Source organism: Flavobacterium tructae (assembly GCF_002217475.1).
Lineage (GTDB): Bacteria > Bacteroidota > Bacteroidia > Flavobacteriales > Flavobacteriaceae > Flavobacterium > Flavobacterium tructae.
The window spans coordinates 1-15,173 of the sequence record NZ_MUHH01000041.1; the positions used below are offsets into that span (position 1 = coordinate 1).

The window sequence follows — 15,173 nt, forward strand, 5'->3', positions numbered from 1 at the left end:
TTCGAAGAAATATAACAAAACACCGCAGTATTATTCATTAAATAAACATTTTTTCATAATTCCTTAAACTAAAAATTTAAAAAACATCCTTGATTTTTACGAATTTGCCTTTTTAAGGTATTAAAAATTACTTTTTTCAAAATATACCCCCTCACAAATTAATCTTATCTAAAAAATAATACTACTTCAAACAAAATAGCCCCCTAATTTTTAGGAGTAGAAAAATAAATCTATATTTGTCCCAACAAAAAAGAAACAAGAAAATTAATTTATATTATTATGGCTAAAATTAAGTTAGAATACATTTGGTTAGACGGATATGAACCAACCCAAAATCTTAGAAGTAAAACTAAAGTTGAAGAGCATGAAAATTTCAAAGGAACATTAGAAGAACTAGGAAACTGGTCATTTGATGGTTCCTCTACTAAACAAGCCGAAGGTGGATCTTCTGACTGTCTTTTAGTTCCTGTTGCAATATATCCAGACCCAACCCGTATCAACGGATGGTTAGTAATGTCAGAAGTTATGTATGCTGACGGAAAACCACACCCTTCTAACGGTAGAGCTACAATTGATGATGATAATGATGATTTTTGGTTCGGATTTGAACAAGAGTATTTTATCATGGATACCAAAACTCAGCTTCCGCTTGGATTCCCGGTTGGAGGTTACCCTGCTCCACAAGGAATGTACTACTGCTCAGTAGGTGGAAAAAATACTCACGGAAGAAAATTAGTCGAAGAGCATGCTGATCTTTGTATCGCAGCCGGAATTAATTTTGAAGGAATCAATCAGGAAGTTGCCTGCGGACAATGGGAATTTCAATTATTCGCTAAAGGTGCTAAAAAAGCCGGAGACGAAATCTGGGTTGCTCGTTACTTATTAGATCGTTTGACTGAAAAATACGGTTACTATATTGAATACCACCCAAAACCACTTGGAGATACTGACTGGAATGGTTCAGGTATGCATGCTAATTTCTCTAACGAAGTACTAAGAACATGTGGAGACCAGGCTACTTACGAAAGAATCTGTGAAGCTTTCAGACCTGTTACTGCAGAGCACATTGCAGTTTACGGAGCTTACAACGACCAACGTTTAACCGGTAAACACGAAACCGCTTCTATTCACGATTTCTCTTATGGCGTTTCAGACAGAGGATGCTCTATCAGAATTCCATTAATGACCGTACAAAAAGGATGGAAAGGCTGGCTAGAAGACAGAAGACCTGCTTCAAACGGTGATCCTTATAAAATCGCTGCAAGAATTATCAAAACTGTAAAATCAGCATTGTAATTCAGCTTTAGAACATATATAAAAGTGCTAACGTAATGTTGGCACTTTTTTTATGGAATTGCCTGTCCTATCAGTCAAAAAGACAAACGTTGTGTAAATTTTGAAAGTAACTTTTTAATACTTAACGCTCTGATTCTGCCCAAAAATGACAGACAGGATAAATAATTATAATTGATATAATTTAAAAACTATCTTTGTGAATCACTAAAAAAATACCCTAATGGTTTGGATTTTCTTTTTAATAGCAGTTGCACTTATTCTCGCTTTAGACTTAGGCGTTTTCAACAAAACCCCACATATTATCAGCACCAAAGAAGCAAGTAAATGGACACTGATCTGGGTAACCCTATCCTTTCTTTTTTCAGGAGTGATCTATTGGCTCTATACTACAGATTACATCGCAAATCCTGACAATCTGAAACCCGCCGTTGCTTCCATGAAGTTTATAACCGGTTATCTGATTGAGTTATCTTTAAGTGTGGACAATATTTTTGTGATCGCCATTATTTTTGCATCCTTCAAAATACCACAAAAATACCAGCATCGTGTTTTATTCTGGGGAATTCTGGGAGCCGTCGTTTTCCGTGGACTAATGATTTTCTTTGGTGTAATGCTGATTAATAAATTTGCATGGACTACTTATTTATTTGGAGCCTTTCTGCTTTTTACCGCAATCAAGATGCTGTTTACGGGCGAAGATGAAGATTTTCAGCCCAAAGATTCTTTCATTTATAAAACATTAGGAAAAATCATCCCGATCACTTCCCATATGGAGGGAGAAAAATTCTTCATTCCCACAAAAACAGCAAAAAAAGCAGCCACACCATTATTTGTAGCACTGATTGTGATTGAATTCATGGATGTGCTTTTTGCCGTAGACAGTGTACCGGCAATTCTAGCCATTACTTCTGATCCTTTTTTAGTGTTCAGTTCTAATATTTTTGCCATACTAGGACTACGTTCGATGTACTTTTTCTTAGCCAATATGCTGGCAAAATTCAGCTATCTGGAATACAGTCTTATTGCTATTTTAAGCTTTGTAGGATTAAAAATGCTGCTTCACGATTTCATTCACGTACCGGAATGGGCGTCTTTAGCCTTCATTGCTCTTTCCCTTTTAGCGGGTATTCTGGTATCTTTAAAATTTGGAGCAGAAAAAGAACTTACTGATACAGATAAGGAATAGCACTTCAAAATAGTGTCAATAAAAAAGGAGATCATCATGATCTCCTTTTTTTATTTTATACTCCAATGATTAGTTTAATTGCTTAACATTACTATCATCAATGTTGTACTTTTTAATAACTGCGTTATAATCTAAATTATCAGTTGTTACTTTTTTTCCGGTTTTTGCATTTATCCCATCATCTCCTGGAATAATAACTACTCTGAATACTTTTCCTAACCTAAAACTACTTGGCAATTGAGAATAATCACTTAAACTACCCGTAATAAAGATTGTAACTCTATTTTTCGAAAAAGTATAGTTATATTGAGCAGTTTCCAAACCATTATTAAAATAGTATACCTGAGGTAATAACGCCCAGCTATCTGGTGCGCTTGTACTTACTAATTCATACACTAAAATATTATCTCCTGACAACATACCTGAAGGTGTGCTGGTAACAGAATAATTTGGCCCAACAAAATTGGCTTTAACTTCATAAACATAAGGAATTGCAGAATCTGCTCCCGGAGGCCCCACTGGTCCTTCTGGTCCTTCACAACTAGAAAATGTAATCAGTCCAACGACTGCAACTGCGAATAGGGTAAGTATCTTTTTCATAATTTCTGTGGTATTATTTGTTTTTAGAATATACATATATAAAGGTATTCCAAAAATCAAACCAAAAAAAATATTTGATACCGTTCTTATTCGATTTTTCTATTATTTTTTCGTAACCTGCTGATTTTTAAGTATTATTTTATTAAAAAATAAAACGTGATAGGGTAGTGAATTCTCCCAATACTCCCAGGTATGCGCTCCTGCACGTTCGGTATAATCGTGATCTACTTTGCTGTAAACCAATCTTCGATGTAGCTCTCTGTTAGGTTCTATCAAAAAATCATCTACACCACAATCTATAATCAAAGGGAGTTTATTTGCTTTAAGTTTGTCCAACATTCCCAGTACAGCATATTGCGCATACATTTCAGAATTATCACTTTTATCCCCAAAAACAGGCTGCATTAATTTCACCACCTGTGCCGATGCATCTCTTTGTAGCATTACTCCCATATCTACCGCCCCACTCATACTTCCGGCAGCACAAAACAAATCAGGATGCTTGGCCGACAAATACAAAGCGCCGTGACCTCCCATAGAAAGTCCCGTGATTACCCTTCCGCTCCTGTTGCTTATCGTTCGATATGTTTTATCTACTTTTTGAACGACCTCTTGCGTAATAAAGGTTTCAAACTGACTTCCTTTGTTTACCGGACTATCCAAATAAAAACTAAACGTTTCTCCTTCGGGCATGACTATGATTATATTGTACTGATCGGATAAATTTTGTACTAATTTCTTATTGGGCGTGTTTTTCAACCAATCGCTAAAATGTCCGTAAGCACCATGCAATAAATACATCACCGGAAATGCCGTTTTACTTTTGGCATACGAATTAGGCAAAACAACCGCTGCTTTATAGGTTTTACTCATGGCTGTACTCGCAACTTGCAGGGTATCAACTTTTGCGGCATAACCTACCGCATTGATGCATAATAGCACTACAATCAATAGAAATCTGGCATTTTTCATACTTGAAACATTTTTTGTTTTAGAGGACAAAAGATATTACTTTTTTCTTATTGAATTCTGTTTTTATAAAAAAATAAGGAATATTCTGATTTCAATCGATAATCAGACGATACCCCTGAGCTCTTATATTGATGATACCGATCTTAGGATCCTCTGAAAGATTTTTTCGCAGTTTTGAAATAAAGACATCTAAACTTCTTCCATTAAAAAAACTATCATCTCCCCAAAGCTCAATAAGAGTTTCTTTTCTTGGGAGCGTTCTGTTTTCACTTGTGGCAAGACGGTAAAGTATCTCTCCTGATCTTGGAGAAAGGGTAATAACTCTTTTTTCATGAATTAATTTATAATTCTCCGGATCGTATTCATAATCACCAATGATGATACTTTTCTTTTTATATTCACCAGCCGTACGAAAATTCTTTTTCAGAAATCTGTTGATCCTGGCAGTAAGTTCTTCCACACTGAACGGTTTTCGGATATAATCATCAGCCCCCATAGAAAAGCCCTGCAATACATCCTCTGTCAGTACACGTGCCGAGAGAAGAATTAGGGGAATATCATTTCCGTCTTTTCTTATTTGCTTTAATAAAGAATAACCATCAAGCTTTGGCATCATAATATCTGCTACGATAAGATCAAACGACTGATCTCTGAGTGCTTCAAGTCCTTCAGCGCCATCAAGCATCCATTCTACTTCAAATCCTTTTTTTCTAAGCAGAATTGATGTGATTTCTCCTAAATCAGGGTCATCTTCTAAGTATAATATTTTAGTTTTACTCATGAGCCGGTATTTTAATTTCGATACTGGTTCCTTCTGTTTTTTGTTTCAAAACTCTAATGCTTCCGCCTTGTTTTTTCAAGGATTCTCGCACAAAACTCAATCCTAAACCAAATCCTTTTACATTATGGGTGTCATCATTCATGATTTTAAAATATGGTGCAAAGATTTCTTCTTTATATTTTTCAGGAATACCAATGCCGTTGTCCTGAATTCTGATGATCACAATATTGTTCATTTTCCCGGCGGAGATTATAATTCTGGGAGCTATTTCAGAATATTTCAGAGAATTATCGAGTAAATTCAAAAATATCTGTTTCAGCTGAATCCGACTGCCTTTGATCTGCACACTTTCATCAACATCTTCAAAAACAATTTCTCCCTGTTTTTTTAAAACGATATGCGTTAAATCCTCTTTCACTTCCTGTAATAAAGTGAGTAAATTCACAGAGGACAAAACTAATTTTTCTTTACTATCGCTGCTTCTTGCATGCTGAAGAATAGAATCTACAAGAAAAGAAAGCTGATTCACTGCTCTATGAATGGCCGCTGTATATTTTTTTACCGCTGCGGGCTCTTCTCCAAGTGTATAAGTTTCCAGAGCTTCTGTTGCAATCATGATGGTTGAAATGGGTATTTTTAGTTCATGCGTCATATTGCGTGTGAAAATCTCCTTATTCTGCAATAAATTCCGATTAAAAATCAAACTTTTGAAAAGAATGAAAATAGTGATCAAAAAAAGAAAAACATAAAATATCGAAAAAAATATAATTTCTTTTATTTCGTAAATTACGACACTTGCCATATTAACAATATGAATGCGGTATTTGTTATTCTCTTGTTGAAATGAGTTTATTGTTTTTGTAGTGTTACGGTCTGTAATCACAATCCCTTTGGGATAGGTTCTTTTAACATCATTACCTTCAAAATATACTTGAATTTCAGCCTCTTTTTTCAGGAATGCCCTTAATCTCTTTCTAACCGAAGTATACAAAAAATAGTCAAGCTTTTCATGCTCATAAAGCAATCCGGTATTTGAAACTTTTAAATACTGCTTAACCACCTCTGCTTTTGGTTCTGAAACAAATACCTCAACTTTTTTGTTTTTAGATTTGTTTGCCTTTTCAATTTTTTGTTTTAAAGCAGGTTCCTTAAACAGATTCATAAGCAATATCTGAGTAGCCTCAGATTGTATCCGTTCCAGAATTTCTTCCTTTTTATTTTTATAATTTACCTCAATCCAATACCCCTGAAAAGTCAAAACAACAAGAATGGTCAGCACAAATAATGGTTTTCCAAAACTAACAAAGAATTTGTTCATATAGCCTTCTTTTAATTCTTTCGAAATTACACATTAACAAGGAACTATAAAAGCTATGATAACACTATTTAACACTATATAACAGTCTGATAACCCACATTCTAATGTCCGTTCCCGAGATTTGCCAAAGAAAAATTAAGCTATCATTCTTTTTTATTTACTGGAATCGAATCGATTAAACTTTAAAACAAATGCATTATGAATATGAATCTTAAAGTCTTAACTGCTGTATGTATTGTCATATCAGCAATTACAGCAAATGCGCAAAGTACTACTACAAAACTACCAGGTGATGCTTCATTGCCTTCTTCTAAAGAGAGCCTTGAGAAGATGGTCTCTTTTGATAAAGGAAATTTCAAATACAAGGTAGAAGATTATTTCGCAAAACCAAACGCTTCGTCTTTCAAAATTTCACCGGACGGGCAATACCTGTCTTATAAAGAAAAAGATAAAGACAAGAAAAATCATGTCTATGTAAAAGAACTGAAAACAGGAAAAATTACAAAAGCTATTGTAGAGAAAGAGAACCTTATTGGAAGTTATGGCTGGCTGGACAAGAACAGACTATTTTACACACAGGATAAAGGAGGTAACGAAAACAACCATCTTTATGCTGTAGATATCGATGGTAAAAATCTAAAAGACTTAACTCCTTTTGAAGGGGCAACCTTAAGATCCGTAAAGATCATCAAAGACACCGAATTTGTTATTGTAACACTCAATAAAAACAACAAACAAATCTTTGAACCTTACAGAATAAACTTCAATACCGGAGAAATGACTCAGCTTTATGAAAATAAGGACGTCAATAGTCCTATCAACAGTTATCTTTTTGATAAAGAAGGAAATATGAGAGGCTATACCGTTCTGGAAAATGGTGTAACCACTAAAACATACTATAAAGATTTAGAAACAGGCAAATTTAACCTTATCCAATCAACAGACTGGAAAAACACCTTCAGTATTATCGAACTGAATGATAATTCTAAGAATAAGGATGAAGCCTATGTAGTGACCAACCTTGATAGTGACAAAGAAAGAATTGTATTATACGACCTAAAGAAAAATACAATTGTTAAAGAAGTTTATTCGGACCCGGTTTATGATGTAAGCTCTATAAGTACCGCCCGTAAAAACAGAAACTATGAACTGGATTATATTAGCTATACTGGCGTAAAAGAAATAACTATACCGGTAAGTAAATTTTATAAAGAGGTTTACAGTAAACTGTCATCACAATTTAAAGATAAGGATTTCTCAATTGCATCTTCGGATAACAATGAAAGTAAACTTTTAGTTTTCGTAACAAGCGATAAACTCTATGGAAAATATTATGAATACGATACTAAAACAAAAAACATAAAATTGCTTTATGATCTTATGCCCCAGCTGAAAGAAGAAGATATGGCAGAAATGAGACCTATTGAATTCAAAAGCAGAGATGGTTTAACCATTCACGGATATATAACATTACCAAAAGTCGCTTTAGAAGGAAAGAAAGTCCCTTTGATTGTTAATCCTCACGGAGGGCCACAATCGATTAGAGATGATTGGGGTTTTAATGCTGAAGCACAACTGTTCGCCAGTAGAGGATATGCTACATTACAAGTTAATTTTAGAATTTCCGGCGGATACGGGAAAGAATTTCAAGAATCTGGCTATAAACAAATTGGAAGAAAGGTCATGGATGATGTAGAAGACGGAGTAAAATATGCGATAAAACAAGGTTGGGTCGATCAAAGTAAAGTGGCCATTTACGGAGGAAGCCATGGAGGATATGCTACCTTAATGGGATTAATCAAAACACCTGATTTATATTCCTGTGGAGTAGATTATGTAGGGGTTTCCAATATTTTTACCTTTTTTAACTCGTTTCCGGAATACTGGAAGCCTTACAAAGAGCAACTAAAAGAAATATGGTATGATTTGGATAATCCTAAGGAGGCTGAAATAGCTAAAGAAGCTTCTCCAATATTTCAGATTGATAAAATCAAAAAACCTTTATTTGTAGTACAGGGAGCAAATGATCCGAGAGTAAATATCAATGAGTCTGACCAAATTGTAAAAGCGATGCGCGCAAAAGGTTTTGAAGTTCCTTATATGGTAAAATACGATGAAGGACACGGGTTTCATAAAGAACCAAGCAAAATAGAACTCTATAAATATATGTTAGGCTTCTTTGCTGAAAACTTCAATAAGTAAAAATTCCGCAAAGAGACACAAAGGACACACAGAGATACGCAAAGATTTAAAAAACTTTGTGAATCTCTGTGCTTCTTTTCGTGAATCTCTGTGTGATCTCTTCACGAGTCACTGTGAAACAACAGAATTCCACAAAGAGACACAAAGGACACGCAGAGATACACAAAAAGATTAAAAAACTTCGTGTATCTCTGTGTTATTTCTTCGTGGGTCTTTGTGTGATTTTGAAACAACAGAATTCCGCAAAGAGACACAAAGGACACGCAGAGATACGTAAAGACTTAAAAAAAACTTTGTGTATCTCTGTGCTTTTTTTTCGTGAATCTCTGTGTTATTTCTTCGCGAGTCTCTGTGCAACTAAAAAAGTTTTACTGAATGACAATTTTATGTTCATTGCGGTATTGAGACGCACTTTTACCGGTGTACTGTTTAAAAGATTTACTGAAGTGACTAAAATTATTGAATCCGCTTTCATAACAGACTTCATTAATACTTATAGGTTTCTCCGCCAAAAGCTTTGAAGCATGTACCAAACGGTATTCATTTACAAATTCAGTAAACGTTTTATTGGAGATTTTTTTAAAGTAACGACAAAAAGAAGGTGTTGTCATACTTATCAGATTCGAAACTTCATCGATGGCAATCGATTCCTGAAAATGATCTTTCACATAATTAAAGATTACATTCATTCGGTCATTATCCTGAGTCTGCAATTCTAATGAAAAACCATCTGCATTTAGAACCGTATATTCTTCTGATGAATCTAACTCATCCAAAATACTCAGAAGTGTAAGCAAACGTTCAAACGGAAGCTGATTTTCCATCATCTCGATTCTTTTACCTACATTTTTCTTCGTTTCTCCTCCAAAAGCGATTCCTCCTTTTGACTGATTCAAAACATTTCGAACTTTTTTCATTTCGGGTGCCACAAAAAAATCATTGCCCAAAAATTCAGGTTTAATATGAATGACCGTTTCGTCTGTATTCCCAGTCATTTCATTCGTAAAACCACAATGTGGCAGGTTGGCCCCTATCAAAAGTAAACTGCCATTGGTGTAATACGAAACATGGCTTCCTATTTGTCTTTTACCCGCTCCCCCATTGATGTATACCAACTCAATTTCAGGATGGTAATGCCATAAATGCGCCTTACTGTTCGTTTTTTCCGCATGTTTGGTATACGTAAAAGAGCTTCCATAAGAATTAGATATCACTTCAAGAGCTGGGGCAATCGTCTTCATGATAAAGTTTTTAGAAAATAATAGCGAATTTAACAAAAACACCTAACATAATTCACATTTTAACCTATAACGGTTTCGTAAATGAGAATATATCATAAAAATCCAAAAAACACTAAATTCAAAATCACAATTATTTCTATATTTTTTTTATAGTCGTTTTTTTTCCAGTCTTTTTTTTAATATATCCTATTTAATCAGGTCTTTTTATAAGTATACGTCATTTACGTAAGAATTATAGGCGTGCTTCGAAATTATCTAAAATTTCAAATAATTGAAAAATAACAACACAATTAACATAAAAACCTATAATAATTTAAATTTTAACCTATAACGGTTTCGTAAATGAGAATACAGCACATAAATTGGCAAATAGAGTTGCGAAAAAAAATCCGGTTCTAAGGTAATTTAGCATAAGAGAAATGAACTAATCATTTAAAACGAAAAGCTATGAAAAACATTTTAAAATTGAGTTTAGTATGCGCGGTACTCTTTTCAGGAATAAGTACTTATGCAATTGACGGAAATGGAAATGGTAATAACGATTTTAACCTTTATGTATTAAAGGCTAATGGAAAGCTAATTACGTTTGCTCTAAACCAGGTGCAAAAAGCCAGTTTGAGTATTTATGAACAAAACGGTTCATTAATCTACACTGAAAATGCTTCAGGTAAAGAAGGAATTTTAAGAACCTTTAGTTTAGAAGAATTTCCGGAAGGAACCTATTTCTTAGAAGTGGAAGATAGCGTTAAAAAAATAAGACATGAAATTACAATTACAGATGACAAATCAATATTATCTGCAAAAGCCATTTCATCCACCTATAAAGCAGATTTCTCTGCTCAAAATTCAAACGTAGCAGTACGTTAAAAAAGTTTATGCTTTCATAAAGTATAAAAATGAGGTTAGATAGTTAGTAAAGTAAAAACGTGATTGTTTTAAAACAGCTCTTTGTGGTTATTGAGCTGTTTTTTTTTTGCTTATAAGCTAATGGTTTAACCGCAAGGTGCGCAAGGTTTTTTTCATATCTTTTTTATACAAACGCAAAGTTCGCAAAGCTAATTATTGATAAAGCCTTGCGAACTTTGCGGTTACTACACGTAATTTGCGATATAAAACTTCGCGCACCTTGCGGTTAAATCCTAAAACACACATTTTTGTAAGAATGAGAGTTAAAACCACATTGCCATAACTTTACCAAAACATTAAAATATAATCGTAGAATTAACACTAACACTCAAAATAATTCAAATTTTAACCTATAACGGTTTCGTAAATGAGAATATAGCATAGAAATAAGAAAACAGAGTTGTGAGAAAACTATTATTTCATAAGTAATTTAGCATCAGATAATTAGAATTATTAATCTAAAAACTAAAAGTCATGAAAAAGATTTTAAAATTAAGTTTAGTATATGCAGTACTTTTCACTGGAATGAGTACATATGCAATTGACGGGAATGAAGATTTTAATCTTCATGTATTAAAAGCCAACGGAAAGCTAATTGCATTTGCCCTTAACAAAGTGCAAAAAGCAAATCTGGCAATTTATGATAAAGACGGTAGCATACTTTATACTGAAAATGCTTCAGGTAAAGATGGAATTTTGAGAACTTTTAATCTGGAAGAACTCCCGGCAGGAACTTACTTCCTGGAAGTTGAGGATAACATCAAAAAAGTAAGACATGAAATTACCATTACTGAAGCTACTACGGTATTGTCCAGAAAAGCAATTTCATCGAGTTATAAAGCAGGTTTTTCTGCTAAAAAAACAAGTGTCGCTGCACGTTAAAAATTTTACCCCCTTACCCAAAAAAGCGAATTTATTTAGTTAGTGAAAATAGTACGTTTTAAACAGCTCTTTGTCGTTATTGAGCTGTTTTTTTATGTTCTTCTCTCATCTCAAACAACTGATTTTTATATTTTTAGAAAAATATTCTTAATAATTATAAAAGAGTAGTTTACACACTATAAAAAAAACTCAAAATAAAAACATCCATCATCCCAGTAAATACGTACATAGTTCACGTAAAACACAGAAACATCTTTAATTCAGCAATTTAAGTATTGAAAAAAGTAAGTTTTTTGCATAAAATTAAATTTCTATTTGTAGTTTTACGCGTTGCAAAATGAGTAATAAACAATTAAAAAAGACATGACAAATTTAACGAAGGTGGGCTTAGTTGTTGCCGTATTTTTAACAACAATTTTTACGTATGCATTTGATGGAAAAGGGGATTATATTTTGAATATAAAAACCGGAAATGGAAAAGTAGTTAGTTTTACTTTAAACTCTGTTGAGAAATCAGTTTTTACTATCTATGACGAAAACAATAATTTGGTTTACACAGGAGAAACTGCTTCAAACCAGTTAGAAACGTCAAAAACTTTAAGTTTAGAGGCATATCCTGCCGGAACTTACATCCTAGAAGTAAAAGAAAATGGTAAAGTTGCCAAACATGAAATCACGGTTTCTGCTAAGAAATCAAAAACTGTAAAGATGGACGAATCAGTGAATAAAAGCCCTGCTTTCCGTCGCTAATTGTTTTTACTTGAAATTGAAAAGCATCAGCGTGGCTGATGCTTTTTTTGTTTATTCCTTTTCTTTCCCTCGTAATTCCTCTCCTATTTGAACTAGTTTCCAAAACACAGCAGCATCTTGCGGTATAGGAATTTTTAGCTCACTGATTTTTAAATCTTCGCAATAAAGTGACGAATGCAAAATAGCATAACTTAAATCGAAAACATCAATTGCTGTGCAGCTTTGTTTAAACTCAGGTCGTAATTCCTGACCGTGAGCAAAACAAACATTTCCGGTTTCTTTCTCATCAATAAACAGCAAGCCGCAACAATTGGCAATAAATTGAACCGTTTCAGGATTTAATACCATACCATTATTGTCTGTTTTTTGAAAAAGCATCTCCAGCGTAAAATAGTTTTGGCTGTTCTCTAACGCTGTTTTTAAAATAAGCTCTTCCAACTCAGCATTAACACGAAGCTCAACTCTATTTTCTACAAGACGCAAATTATTTATTTTATTTAAATAGTCTTCCATTCTCATACTCTCACTCTCTAAATCTTTATAAAGTTAGATTATTTTTTAGCGTAACTAAAATAAATTCAAGCCTTAAACGTTTTTATATCCATAAGAAATTATTTACCAGACAAGATTTTACTATTGTTTTCGACTCTAATTTTATCGATAAAGTCAAAAAAACATCGCCGAAATGCATGTTATATTACTGATTTAGATATATTTGCAAAAAACACAATCAGCTAACATTAAATAATCCTCTTGCTTTTAAATTGTTCCAAAAAAATAAAAATAATATCAAGTCCCCATTTAAATCCATTTTCATGAAAGAAAAACTAGCTATTGTAATGTTATTGACTCTGTTTTCTATTCGTGTCTCCGCTCAAAGCGAAAAATTGTATCAAACCGATAAAGTAAGCGATAAATATGCCTATGTTGATGTGATGAAAACCTATGAAAGGGTTGCCGCAAAAGGCTATAAATCTGTTGATTTATTTCAAAAACTGGGAAATTCCTGCTATGCTAAATGTAATCTGGATAAAGCAGCCAAATGGTACCGCGAACTTTTCGCCCTCACCACCGATTTAGAACCCGAATATTATTACCGCTATGCAGAATCACTGCGATCAATTTCCCTATATCAGGAAGCCGACGCTCTTATTGAAAAATTAAAAACAAAAGTTCCGGTAAAAAAGAAAGCTTAATTCGCTAAAAAACAACCACAATCTTGTCATTTCGACGTAAGGAGACTCGAGCGATAGCGAATAGGCGAAGCAAATCACAATCGAAACTCTACAAAGATTGATTGGCGCCTTTCTTTGCGGAAATACTAGTGTGATTTCTCCCTTCGGTCGAAATGACAAACTGTATGAAATTTAAGTTAAAAATTGAACTCTCTTTTAGGTGTCAAATTAGCTTCATTTAATTCTAATTCTACATATTTTGAAGCGTGCACTTTCAATTTACCAGAAAAATCAAGCAAAATCGCAGACCCTCCATTTTTAACTGCTTCTTTTACCATTTTAAAAGTAAACTCAACTCCTTCTGGATCCTGCCCTAACAAATCAAATACAATATCTTTTGTTTTAGATAACGCCGCATACAAACACAAAAGTCTTCTGGGATTTCCGGCAAGTGTTCTCACTTTTGTTTTACTGGTAATCCATTCTATTTCAAATATTTTTTTGGAAAACGGATCGCTAAGATTAGCATTTTTCCTCAAATACCGTCCAACTCTTGTTGGATAAAAACGATCCCGAAAATTTGACTCTCTAAAATGTTCAACAAAAGTCATTTTTTTATGCAGAGCCACATTTTCATTTTTTGTTATACCACAAAAAATATCTTTCAGAAACATTTCGGTATCATATAAATCTACTATAGTATTCAAGTACAAAACAACAACTTCGTCTTCATACAAAACAAAAGGCGGTACATAAAAAGTATCTGTTTTAATTCCCTTATTTTCTAGGACAATTTTCATTATAACTATAAAATTTGATTTTTACTTTAAAATAAAAAAGCATCAGCCGCAGCCAATGCTTTTTATCAATATCTCCAGACGAATATTATTTACCTTTTAGCAGTTTTTCTAAATATTCGATTTTGTCTTTTTCCGATTGAAGCAAACGTTCGTAAAGCTTTTTATTCTCTTCTACCGTTTCCATTAATTTATCTAATGGATTGAAGGTACAATGATTTCCAAAATTCACATTACTATCTTTCGTATCATTAAAAGTATTAAAGTAATTGATCATGCTTTCTTCTGAAAAATTCTTAATGGCTTCAACACTTACACCAAGCGCTTTTGCCACTTCAATTAATTTCGCTTCATCTATCGTTTCACTGTTTTCTATAGCCGAAATAGCTTGCTGGTTTGTTCCTAAAGCTTGTGCCAAAGCTTCCTGTTTCATATCACGAAGTTCACGAATACGGCTGATCTTGCGCCCTATATGATTTGGTTTTGTTAGTGTGCTCATAATTCAAAGATAATAATTAAGTCTTAAAACTGACGAGATGTAAAAAACATATTTTGCACCGTACTATACGGTCAAAAATGATTTGGTACGATACAATCTATTTCTTCCTTCGCCGAACAAATCAAAAGTACGATTTTTCTTCCAATTAAAAATCACAAACTGATTCACAAAATACAAACTAAAAAACATACCATTATGGAAAACGATCCATTTAAAAATGCAGAACAGCTTAAAAAATTAACTGCACGCTATTTTAACACTTTAAAAGCCTCCAATGACGAACCAAAAGTCAACATTGCTCAGCTCAAAATTCTAAATTACTTCGAACTGGGCTGTATTGTCAGCGATATGATTAAATTATGTATTCTGGCACTCGATCATGATATGCATAATGTTCCGGAAAAGAAAGACCAGTCTATAAATGTAGGACTCATTTTAGAAATGGTCTTACAATTATTTCCTTTGGATGAATGTGAGTTTTTGAGTTATGTTGGGGAAATGGTTGGTGAATGATTTTTTTTTTGCTATTCCAAAGCGATATAAACATTGCCCGTGGTTTCAACCACGG

At 33.5% G+C, this 15,173-nt stretch carries 16 protein-coding genes; 8 read left to right on the top strand and 8 right to left on the bottom strand.

Features of this window, described 5'->3' with window-relative positions; translation table 11 throughout:
* Positions 1 to 279: 279 nt before the first annotated feature.
* Together B0A80_RS17175 and B0A80_RS17180 are read left to right on the top strand one after the other, a co-directional pair.
* A complete protein-coding gene (locus B0A80_RS17175) occupies positions 280 to 1,296 on the top strand; it encodes a glutamine synthetase beta-grasp domain-containing protein (RefSeq protein WP_017498734.1) in 1,017 nt (338 codons plus the stop codon).
* A gap of 220 nt (positions 1,297 to 1,516) precedes the next feature.
* Positions 1,517 to 2,482 (top strand): TerC family protein, encoded by a 966-nt coding sequence (locus B0A80_RS17180; RefSeq protein ID WP_070906891.1) that lies wholly within the window; start codon positions 1,517 to 1,519, stop codon positions 2,480 to 2,482.
* 69 nt (positions 2,483 to 2,551) lie between these two features.
* Here the strand turns inward: B0A80_RS17180 and B0A80_RS17185 are convergent, their stop codons facing one another.
* The 4 genes from B0A80_RS17185 to B0A80_RS17200 all read right to left on the bottom strand — a co-directional run bounded on the left by B0A80_RS17185 (position 2,552) and on the right by B0A80_RS17200 (position 6,153).
* The gene (locus B0A80_RS17185; protein WP_233430765.1) at positions 2,552 to 3,082 is read right to left on the bottom strand and encodes a hypothetical protein; all 531 of its coding nucleotides are present in this window, start codon (positions 3,080 to 3,082) and stop codon (positions 2,552 to 2,554) included.
* A 102-nt stretch (positions 3,083 to 3,184) separates the two neighbouring features.
* On the bottom strand, positions 3,185 to 4,054 hold the full coding sequence (locus tag B0A80_RS17190) for an alpha/beta hydrolase (RefSeq protein ID WP_089078089.1): 870 nt from the start codon (positions 4,052 to 4,054) through the stop codon (positions 3,185 to 3,187).
* Between the two features lie 91 nt (positions 4,055 to 4,145).
* Positions 4,146 to 4,835: a response regulator transcription factor gene (locus tag B0A80_RS17195; RefSeq protein ID WP_089078090.1), complete on the bottom strand. Its 690-nt coding sequence runs from the start codon at positions 4,833 to 4,835 to the stop codon at positions 4,146 to 4,148.
* Positions 4,828 to 6,153 (bottom strand): sensor histidine kinase, encoded by a 1,326-nt coding sequence (locus tag B0A80_RS17200; protein WP_089078091.1) that lies wholly within the window; start codon positions 6,151 to 6,153, stop codon positions 4,828 to 4,830. Before B0A80_RS17200 ends, B0A80_RS17195 begins: the two co-directional genes overlap by 8 nt.
* 204 nt (positions 6,154 to 6,357) lie before the next feature.
* Between B0A80_RS17200 and B0A80_RS17205 the strand changes: the two genes are divergently transcribed.
* Positions 6,358 to 8,355, top strand: a complete 1,998-nt coding sequence (locus B0A80_RS17205) for a S9 family peptidase (RefSeq protein WP_394364281.1) — start codon at positions 6,358 to 6,360, stop codon at positions 8,353 to 8,355.
* A gap of 368 nt (positions 8,356 to 8,723) precedes the next feature.
* On the opposite strand, the gene B0A80_RS17210 is transcribed toward B0A80_RS17205, so the two are convergent.
* Entirely contained in the window at positions 8,724 to 9,596 is an 873-nt protein-coding gene (locus B0A80_RS17210; RefSeq protein ID WP_089078093.1) for an AraC family transcriptional regulator, read from the bottom strand.
* Positions 9,597 to 10,043: 447 nt separating this feature from the next.
* On the opposite strand from B0A80_RS17210, the gene B0A80_RS17215 reads away from it, so the two are divergent.
* The 3 genes from B0A80_RS17215 to B0A80_RS17225 all read left to right on the top strand — a co-directional run bounded on the left by B0A80_RS17215 (position 10,044) and on the right by B0A80_RS17225 (position 12,134).
* Positions 10,044 to 10,463, top strand: coding sequence for a secretion protein (locus B0A80_RS17215; RefSeq protein WP_089078094.1), 420 nt, complete (start codon positions 10,044 to 10,046; stop codon positions 10,461 to 10,463).
* 513 nt (positions 10,464 to 10,976) lie between these two features.
* Positions 10,977 to 11,384 (top strand): T9SS type A sorting domain-containing protein, encoded by a 408-nt coding sequence (locus B0A80_RS17220; protein ID WP_089078095.1) that lies wholly within the window; start codon positions 10,977 to 10,979, stop codon positions 11,382 to 11,384.
* 363 nt (positions 11,385 to 11,747) lie between these two features.
* On the top strand, positions 11,748 to 12,134 hold the full coding sequence (locus B0A80_RS17225) for a T9SS type A sorting domain-containing protein (protein ID WP_089078096.1): 387 nt from the start codon (positions 11,748 to 11,750) through the stop codon (positions 12,132 to 12,134).
* 51 nt (positions 12,135 to 12,185) lie between these two features.
* Here B0A80_RS17225 and B0A80_RS17230 read toward each other — a convergent pair whose 3' ends face one another.
* The gene (locus B0A80_RS17230; protein ID WP_124020585.1) at positions 12,186 to 12,647 is read right to left on the bottom strand and encodes a type ISP restriction/modification enzyme; all 462 of its coding nucleotides are present in this window, start codon (positions 12,645 to 12,647) and stop codon (positions 12,186 to 12,188) included.
* A gap of 302 nt (positions 12,648 to 12,949) precedes the next feature.
* On the opposite strand from B0A80_RS17230, the gene B0A80_RS17235 reads away from it, so the two are divergent.
* Positions 12,950 to 13,330 carry a flagellar motor protein MotB gene (locus tag B0A80_RS17235; RefSeq protein WP_089078098.1) on the top strand — a complete coding sequence of 127 codons (381 nt, stop codon included), beginning with the start codon at positions 12,950 to 12,952 and terminating at the stop codon, positions 13,328 to 13,330.
* A 176-nt stretch (positions 13,331 to 13,506) separates the two neighbouring features.
* Here the strand turns inward: B0A80_RS17235 and B0A80_RS17240 are convergent, their stop codons facing one another.
* Together B0A80_RS17240 and B0A80_RS17245 are read right to left on the bottom strand one after the other, a co-directional pair.
* On the bottom strand, positions 13,507 to 14,109 hold the full coding sequence (locus B0A80_RS17240; RefSeq protein ID WP_089078099.1) for a hypothetical protein: 603 nt from the start codon (positions 14,107 to 14,109) through the stop codon (positions 13,507 to 13,509).
* An 85-nt stretch (positions 14,110 to 14,194) separates the two neighbouring features.
* Entirely contained in the window at positions 14,195 to 14,605 is a 411-nt protein-coding gene (locus tag B0A80_RS17245) for a helix-turn-helix domain-containing protein (RefSeq protein WP_089078100.1), read from the bottom strand.
* Positions 14,606 to 14,800: 195 nt separating this feature from the next.
* Here B0A80_RS17245 and B0A80_RS17250 point away from each other — a divergent pair, with 195 nt between their 5' ends.
* Positions 14,801 to 15,118, top strand: coding sequence for a hypothetical protein (locus tag B0A80_RS17250; RefSeq protein WP_089078101.1), 318 nt, complete (start codon positions 14,801 to 14,803; stop codon positions 15,116 to 15,118).
* The last annotated feature ends 55 nt before the right edge of the window (positions 15,119 to 15,173 follow it).